The sequence below is a fragment of the Paraburkholderia sp. UYCP14C genome (assembly GCF_004197395.1).
Lineage (GTDB): Bacteria > Pseudomonadota > Gammaproteobacteria > Burkholderiales > Burkholderiaceae > Paraburkholderia.
This window is the reverse complement of sequence record NZ_SELS01000132.1, coordinates 1-8,395: the sequence shown is the minus strand read 5'-3', so window position 1 is coordinate 8,395 and position 8,395 is coordinate 1. Positions and strand designations below refer to the sequence as shown.

The window sequence follows — 8,395 nt, the reverse complement described above, 5'->3', positions numbered from 1 at the left end:
GAACCCGGGTTCGGCAGGCGTTGCGGCTGGCCGCCGGGTCTGACGCGTTTTCATCAGTTGAGGTTGCATGGAATTAAGTGTTCCTGGTAAAACCGTTTGATTTTGGCTAACCTGGCGTTTTCACTGATGCCGGGGTAGTGGATGAAGTGTGTGGTAGTGCTGGAGGCTGTCGAGGAGCTGACTTTGCAGCAGATGTCGATCAATCACCGTCATCAAGATACACGCACACGTGCGGCGGGCCTGCTGATGCTCGGACGTGGCCTCAAGCCCCGTGCCATTGCGGCCGACCTGGGCGTGAGCGGTCAAAGCGTCTACAACTGGTCGCACGCGTGGCGCGAGCGAGGCATATGCGGTTTGATGGGCGCCCATAACGGCGGCCGGCATGCGCTGTTGACTGAAGCCCAGATTGCCGTAGCCCTTGAAATCGCACGCTCCGAACCTCTGACGCTGGGGCGCATCGCACAACGCGTCGAAGCCGCGCTTAACGAATCGCTGCCCTGCAAGATCGAAACGCTGGGTGAGGCCCTCAAGCGCAACGGTTTTTCGTTCAAGCGCAACCGCTACTCGCTCAAAAAAAGCGCAACGAAGAGGCGTTCGCCATGAAAGAGGCCACACTCGAGAAGCTCCAGCAGGCCGCGCGCGAGGGTGCCGTGCGGTTGCTGTACCTTGATGAAGCGGGTTTCCATGGATCGCCCCCTGTTCAACGTAGCTGGTCACCACGAGGCTTGCCCCATCAGGTTGAGCCGAATCATCATTGCCGTCGCAGCGTGATCGGCGCGCTGGACTTCGGCGAGAACACGCTGATCCACGCCGCGCATAGCGGGACGATCAAAGCCCCGAATGTCGAGCACTTCATCGACGGCGTGCTCGCGGGCGCCGCCGGAATGCCCACTGTAATCGTGCTGGACAACGCTAGCATCCATCACGGTATCAGCGAGGAAGCACGGCAACGTTGGCTTCTTGAACATAAGACCGTCCTGTTCTACCTGCCGGCCTACAGTCCTGAACTGAACACGATCGAGATCGTATGGCGGCACCTGAAATACCGATGGCGAAGCGCCCTGACATGGACACGCGAGACCATCGACACCGAACTTAACGCACTGCTAAACAAGTACGGCCCCGATTTTCAAATCGATTTTTCGTGAACACTTAAACGGGTAATCCAATAATAACAATTATTGGTCTGTCACGCTTTAGAATGGCGCCCTTCCCATATTCCTGATTCCCCGCATGCGGGCCAACAACAAGAATCTCACGCTGCTCTCCGAGCTCGAGCGGGAAGCGTTCTTCCGGCAGCCCCGGTTCGACGAATTCCAGCGCAGCGAATATTTCACCTTCACGGCCGAAGAGCGGGCTCTTGCCTTGCAGCGCAAGGGGTGGGCCGAGCAGCTTCTGTGCATGCTGCAGATTGGCTACTTCAAGGCCGCGAGGGCATTTTTCAGCTTCACGCTCGAGCAGTGCCAGGAAGACGCTGACTTTCTGCTCGCGCGTTACTTTCCCGAACAGTCGCGCATGGCGGGCCGCTCCGTGCGTCGTGCCGAAATCCTCGTGCAGCGCCAAGCCATTTTGCGTCTGTCCGGCTACCGATTCTACGCCGCGCAAGACCAGCCGCCTCTGGCCGACAAAACCCGGCAGCTCGTGCGCCGCGACGTCACGCCAGCCTTCGTCGTGACGGAGCTCCTCGCATGGCTGGACCAGCAGCGTATCGTGCGACCCGGCTATACCACATTCCAGTCAGTCATCAGTGCGGGACTCACCGAGGAACGGCAGCGGCTCGCCGGATTGATCGAAGCTGCAATGACCGATGACGCGAAACAGGCGCTCGAGCGGCTGCTGGTGCGCGAGGATGCCCTCTCCGGGCTTGCTGCCATCAAGCAGGACGCCAAGTATTTCGGGCCGCACATGATGAGCCGCGAGCGTCACAAGCGCGCGGTCCTCGAACCCATCTATCGCGTTGCCGAATCGGTCCCGCCAAAACTCGAGATCTCACGGCAGAACCTCGACTACTACGCGAGCCTTGCCCACTTCTATACCGTGTACGACCTGCGCAAGCTGCGACCGGGGCAATCGGCCCTATACCTGTTGTGCTACGCCTGGCAGCGCTACCGTCAGTTCAACGATAACCTGGTGGATGCCCTGCGTCACCACACGAAGAAGTTCGAGGACGAGAGCAAGGTGAGCGCCGATCAGGCATTCACGCTTGCCCAGCTACAGCGGCAGAAGGACACCCCGCAGGTCGGCAGGCTCCTCCAGCTCTACGTCGACGAAACGCTCGACGATGCCACATCGTTCGGATCGGTGCGGGATCGGGCGTTCAGCATCCTGCCCAAAGCCACCCTGCAGCAGGTCGCCCAATTGCTGAGCGACAAATCCGTCAGCCAGATGGAGCTGCGCTGGCGTGCGATCGACAAGGCGGCCGGGCAGATTCGAATCCGGCTGCAGCCGCAGGCGATGACGCTCGATCTTTCCAGCACGCGGGCCGGCGACCCCTGGCTTGCCGCAGTGAACTGGATGCGGGGCGTGTTCGCGCGCCGACAACGGCTTGACAGGCAACCGCTTGCCGAGGCGGCGCTGAACGTGATCCCGAAACGGCTCAGGCCGTACCTGCTGACCTTCGACGAGGCGGGACAACCTGTCAGCCTGCGAGGTGATCGATATGAGTTCTGGCTCTACCGTCAGTTGCGCAAACGGATCGAGAGCGGTGAGCTGCATCTGGATGACAGCTTCCAGCATCGACGCTTCAGCGATCATCTCGTGCCGGCCGACCGGACGGCTGTGGTGCTTGGCGAGCTTGATCTCGCGTGGCTGCGCAGGCCCTCCCACGACATCGTCGGGGCCTTGTGCGATGAGTTGGGCAAACTCTGGCAGCAATTCGACTCTGAGCTGCGGCGAGGCAAGCTCAAACACCTCGAATACGACGAACAGCACGCAACCCTCCGAGGGCGTGAGCCCAAGGTCGGCAAGGAAGACACGGAGCAGGAAAGCTTTTACGCCCAGCTGCCGCTGCGCGACATTGCCGACATCATCCGGTTTGTGAATGAGCGTTGCGGCTTTCTGTCCGCGATGAAACCCTTGCAGCCACGGTACGCGAAGAAGATCGCCGATAACGAAAGCCTGATGGCGGTCATTATTGCGCAGGCGACCAATCTCGGCAATCTCGCCATGTCGCAGATCTGTGATATCCCGTACCACGTGCTCGACGAGACATTCCGGCAATACTGTCGTCTCGCGACGCTGCGCGAGGCCAACGACCGGATCGCTAACTTCATCGCCCAGTTGCCGATCTTCGAGTACTACTCGTTCGATCTTGAGGTACTCTTCGGCGCGGTCGATGGCCAGAAGTTTGAAGCTGCCCGACCCACGGCGAAGTCACGGTACTCAAGCAAGTACTTCGGTCGCGGCCGCGGTGTCGTTGCGCATACGTTTCTTGCGAACCACGTTGCCTTGCGTACCGAGCTCATCGGTGCCCATGAGCATGAGAGCCATTTCGTCTTCGATATCTGTTACCGCAACACCACCGACATCGTGCCCACCGCGATCACCGGTGACATGCACAGCGTAAACAAGGCGAATTTCTCCATCATGTACTGGTTCGAGAGGGAGTTCGCACCGCGCTTCACGAGCCCTCAGGCGCAACTGAAGCATCTGTACTGCAGCGACGATCTGGCGCAGTACGATAATTTTCTGATCAAGCCAGTCGGGCAGATCGACCGGGGGCTGATCTGCGACGACCCATCAATCATCGAGCAGATCATTGCCTCGCTCAGCGTCAAGGAAATCAGCCAGCAGGCGCTTGTGCGCAAGCTTTGCGCGCTGTCGCCACATCATCGCACCCGCAAGGCCGTTTTCGAGTTCGACAAACTGGTGCGCAGTGTCTACACGCTGCGCTACCTGCGGGACCCACAACTGCAACGCAACGTCCATCGATCGCAGAACCGGATCGAGGCGTATCACGCGCTGCGCGGCTTCATCGCAGAGGTCGGCGGCAAGAAACATTTGATCGGCAAGACTGATCACGACATTGCGATCAGTAACGAATGCGGGCGCCTGCTCGCCAACATCGTCACCGCCTTCAACTCGGTGCTGCTTTCGACGCTGCTCGAGCGCTATCAGCGCGAGGGCAACCAGAAAGCGCTCGCCATGCTGAAGAAGATCTCACCGGTCGCCTGGCAGCACATCCATTTCCTCGGGCACTACGTGTTTCGCAATGAGAATCCGATCGATCCCGCCGCGATGCTTGCCGGACTCGACATCGTATAATTGCGACTGCCCCGGCAATCCGAACGATGCCGGCCCCGGGGCCCCAGCGTGTTTCCCCAAAGGAGTCGTGCAGACGTATGAATGGCACTGCGATGCTTCATTTGACCACCCCTGACGATCATTTGCTGGAGCCGTCACAGGCCGATGTACTGCAGGCACTGGCGCTCGGTGTCACGCCGCGCCCGCGCACGTGGATCCTCGGCCTGCTTGGCAAGCTCGGCTGGCGTTCAAGGGCGGGGAAAGCCTATACCAACGACATGGTTCGTGACGTCGTTCGTGAGCTGGGCGCACTCACATTGATTCAGGAAGCAGCATACCGGCAAGGTTACTGGACGGTGGCGCCATCACTGCAAGGATGGGCCTATCAGCAGGCGCTGCAGCGTACTGGCGTGGATACGCTTCGCACCGCACTGGCCACGGCCGAGCAATTCAATGCGCAGCATGCCTGGAGTACGTTCAATACCTCAGACGCCGCTTTAGCCATCGCCCGACTTGAGCTCTATCTCGGCGCAACGCCCGAACGGCTGCAGCAACTGAAGCGCCACTGTCGTCATGCCGACTGGGAGCCCATTTTGGTGGCGGCCGCACTGGATGGGCTGGATCCCGTGCTGTTTGAGCGAATCCATCCGCAATTACGGGGCCAGTTACTGGCGCAGGGCATCTTCGAACTCACCGCGCAGTGGAACCCCGAGCGACATGGTCTGATCGCCATTGCAGAACGCATGCTTGACGGTCGGGACCCTGTACCGGATGGCCTTCGATTCGCGCTCGCCGAATATGCCATTTTGTCAGGACAACTACAAAAGCTGGATCCTTTGCTGGATCCGCTTCGGGCACATCAAGCCCAACCGCGTAATGGGATCGATCAGGCCTATGGCACGATCCTTCACGCAGCCAGCCTCACCGCGCAGGGACACTGGGCCGACGCTCAGGCAGCCTTTGAGGCAGGACTCAAGGCACTAAAGGCGGAAACCGGGCAGCGAAAGAATCTCATCCCGGCTTCGATCAGCTGGCTCTATTGTCTGGCACTGATGGCACAGGGCAGCACCAGGCAGATCGAAGCCGTGCGTAAATTCGCCGTGACTGAAGCCGGAGGCCAGCGGGTACTGGAGTCGTTCGACGGCTGCTGGAGGGCGCTATGGCAGGCGGCACGCATGCGCCTGGGAGAGGTCGCGCTCACGCCCGACAGGTTTATGCCGGCGACGACGGCGGACAGGGTGTACTCCCCCGACTTCTGGCGGTGGCTCGTTCGGGCATGGGTAGGCGACGATCGGGCATCGGCCTCCCTGCAAAAGCGCGAGCATGAAGCTGGTGCACGGCTTCGCGCACGCCTGGCCGAATGCGGGCTCGCGTGGATGGTGACACAACTGGATGGCGCGCTGGCTGTACTGCAAGGAGAGAGCCCGCCGACACATTTTTTTGTTCCAGGCCCGCAGGAAAGCTGGCGTATCACCCTGACGACCCTCGCTGCATTGGGGCAACCCCAGAATGCTGGCGTTTCCGGAGCAGCGAACCCGCAACAAAGCAGGCTGATCTGGTCGGTGCAAACTGACCCCGATGGCTGCGTCGTCGATATCATCCCCTGGGAGCAGAAGCACGGAGCGCGCGGCTGGAGCAAGCCGAAGGATATTTCGCTATCCAGGGTGGCCAGCAACGAGAAACTTGAAACCTGGGACGCGCGGGTGGCACGGGCTATCCAGCAAGACCCTTACTACAAGCGCGAATATCACCTTGACCTGGCGACCGCAGTCACCGCGTTAATCGGGCATCCTCATGTAGCGTTTGCCGATGCGCCGGATGTCCCCGTGGATCTGACTGAGGGCGTACCACATATTGATGTGACAGAGAAAGACGGCAGCCTGCACGTTCGCGTGGTGCCAGAGTTTCGCTCCGAGCCGTCATCCAGGGAAATGTATTCCGCAAGCAGTGCAATACGCAAGGAAGCCGAGGCACTGCGCATGATCACCGTTCTGCGCGATTCACCACAGCGGGCCCGCGTGATTCGACTGACTGCTGCGCAGCACCGTGCTGCACAACTGGTCGGCAAGTCGCTGGTGTTGCCGAAGAGCGCGCAGGCCGAACTGCAACCCGCGCTGCGCGGATTGGCGGCACACTTCGAGGTCCATGCCGACGAAATCGAAGCAACTCGCGAAGTTGCCGCGGACGCACGATTGCGTGCCGAATTGACGCCCCTGGGAGAAGGGCTTGCCCTGCGCCTGGTGGTGGCCCCACTCGGCCTGGACGGCCCGCGTGTGACGCCGGCCCGTGGTCGTGCCCGGATGATCGCCGCGGTGCGCGGCGAGGCGGTGGGCGCGCAGCGTAATCTCGATACTGAGCGTGTGCACCTGGAGCAGGTTCTGGATGCCTGCCCGATGCTGGAAATGCTGCCGCGCCAGGCTACCTCGCTCGAATGGGTACTGGACGCCCCGGAAGACGCGCTTGGACTTCTCGAGATACTCTCCACGCTGGAAGCCGTGAGCGGCATGGATTGGCCAAAAGGCAAAGCGGTGACGGTGCAAACGGTCGACACGTCCGGTCTGCGTATTGCCGTTGCCAGTGAGCACGACTGGTTCGCCCTGAGCGGGGAGCTTCGCGTGGACGAACGCACTGTACTCACCCTGCAGCAGTTGCTGGACTGGAGCCGGGAAGGCAAGGGGCGTTTCGTTCCCCTGGGCGATGGTCAATACGCCGCGCTGACCGAATCACTGCGCTCGCGACTGGACACGCTGGCGACCGTGGCGGATAGCCACAAGCGGGAGGCTCAAGTCCCGCGTCTTGCCGCGCCATGGCTGGAGCACGTACTGGAAGGCACGGATCTGCATGCGGATGCAGAATTCCGTACCCAGATCGAGAAGTTGAAGACCGCACAGGATAGCCAGCCAGTGCTGCCAGGCGGCCTGCAGGCACAGCTGCGCCCCTATCAGGAGGAAGGCTACCAGTGGGCAATGCGACTGGCTGCCTGTGGGTTCGGGGCCTGCCTGGCCGATGACATGGGGCTGGGCAAGACGCTGCAGTCCCTGGCAGTCTTGCTGGCGCGTGCCTCGGAAGGGCCGGCGCTGGTGGTTGCGCCAACCTCCCTCACGGGCAACTGGATCGCCGAAGGGCAGCGCTTCGCGCCCGCCCTGAATCTCTGTCTCTATGGTGAGGGCGATGACGATCGCCGCAACGCCATGATTCGCGAGGCCAGCGCGGGCGACGTGGTTGTGGTCTCCTATGCGCTGATGCTACAAGGCGCTGAATCGTTCCTCGATCGCCGCTGGCATACCGTCGTGGTGGATGAAGCACAGGCGATCAAGAACGCAGCTGCAAAACGCTCGCAGACAGTGTTCGAGCTTGAGGCCGATTTTCGTCTGGCGTTGTCCGGAACGCCGATTGAAAACCGCCTGACCGAACTTTGGTCGATCCTGCGCTTCTGTAACCCCGGCTTGCTGGGTAGCGCGAAACGCTTCAATGAACGCTTCGCTGTACCAATTGAACGCGAACGGAACCGCGAGGCACAGCGAACGCTGCGTCGGTTGATTGCCCCCTTCATTTTGCGTCGTACCAAATCGCAGGTTCTGGACGAGCTGCCTCCGCGCACCGAATTGCAGCTTGCGGTGACTTCCGAAGATGCGGAAGCCGCGCACTACGAGGCAATCAGGCGGCGGGCTGTCGCAGAAGCTGAACAGAGCCTGACTGATAGCAACACCGGCGCCGCACGGCTGAATATTCTGGCCCAGCTTACCCGGCTACGCCGTGCCGCGTGTGACCCCCGTCTGGTGAGTCCGGAGTTGGGTCTCGTCGGCGCCAAGGTGCGGGCGTTCGCAGCTCTGGCCACTGAACTGTCAGCCAACCAGCACAAAACCCTGGTATTCAGCCAGTTCGTGGATTTCCTCACGCTGCTGCGGGAACCACTCGATGAAGCCGTCCCGCTTACAACCCCTGAACGGTACCGATTTCACTCTGCGTCAACCTTCCTTCCTCCAGCACGCCAGCGTGCAGCCACTTCTTGACGAGCCGCACTACCCGCGTGTCCGCTATCCGGTGCTCGACGAAGCGGATCAGCCAGTCGTGTTGGGGGCCAGACAAGGTAAGCGCAAATTCCTATCATAAGCGGCGAAGTTATGAAAACTGACGGGCTTATGTGGACGTC

Annotated in this window: 3 protein-coding genes and 1 pseudogene; all 4 read left to right on the top strand. The window is 60.9% G+C overall.

What is annotated here, in order from left to right:
• Window positions 1-141 precede the first annotated feature (141 nt).
• The gene (locus tag EVC45_RS42710) at window positions 142-603 is read left to right on the top strand and encodes a helix-turn-helix domain-containing protein (protein ID WP_129964106.1); all 462 of its coding nucleotides are present in this window, start codon (window positions 142-144) and stop codon (window positions 601-603) included.
• The gene (locus EVC45_RS42705) at window positions 600-1,148 is read left to right on the top strand and encodes an IS630 family transposase (protein WP_129964105.1); all 549 of its coding nucleotides are present in this window, start codon (window positions 600-602) and stop codon (window positions 1,146-1,148) included. Before EVC45_RS42710 ends, EVC45_RS42705 begins: the two co-directional genes overlap by 4 nt.
• Before the next feature lie 85 nt (window positions 1,149-1,233).
• Window positions 1,234-4,263 carry a Tn3 family transposase gene (locus tag EVC45_RS42700; protein WP_129964104.1) on the top strand — a complete coding sequence of 1,010 codons (3,030 nt, stop codon included), beginning with the start codon at window positions 1,234-1,236 and terminating at the stop codon, window positions 4,261-4,263.
• A gap of 26 nt (window positions 4,264-4,289) precedes the next feature.
• A pseudogene (locus tag EVC45_RS47830) lies at window positions 4,290-8,006 on the top strand (DEAD/DEAH box helicase); the annotation flags it as partial.
• Between the last annotated feature and the right edge of the window lie 389 nt (window positions 8,007-8,395).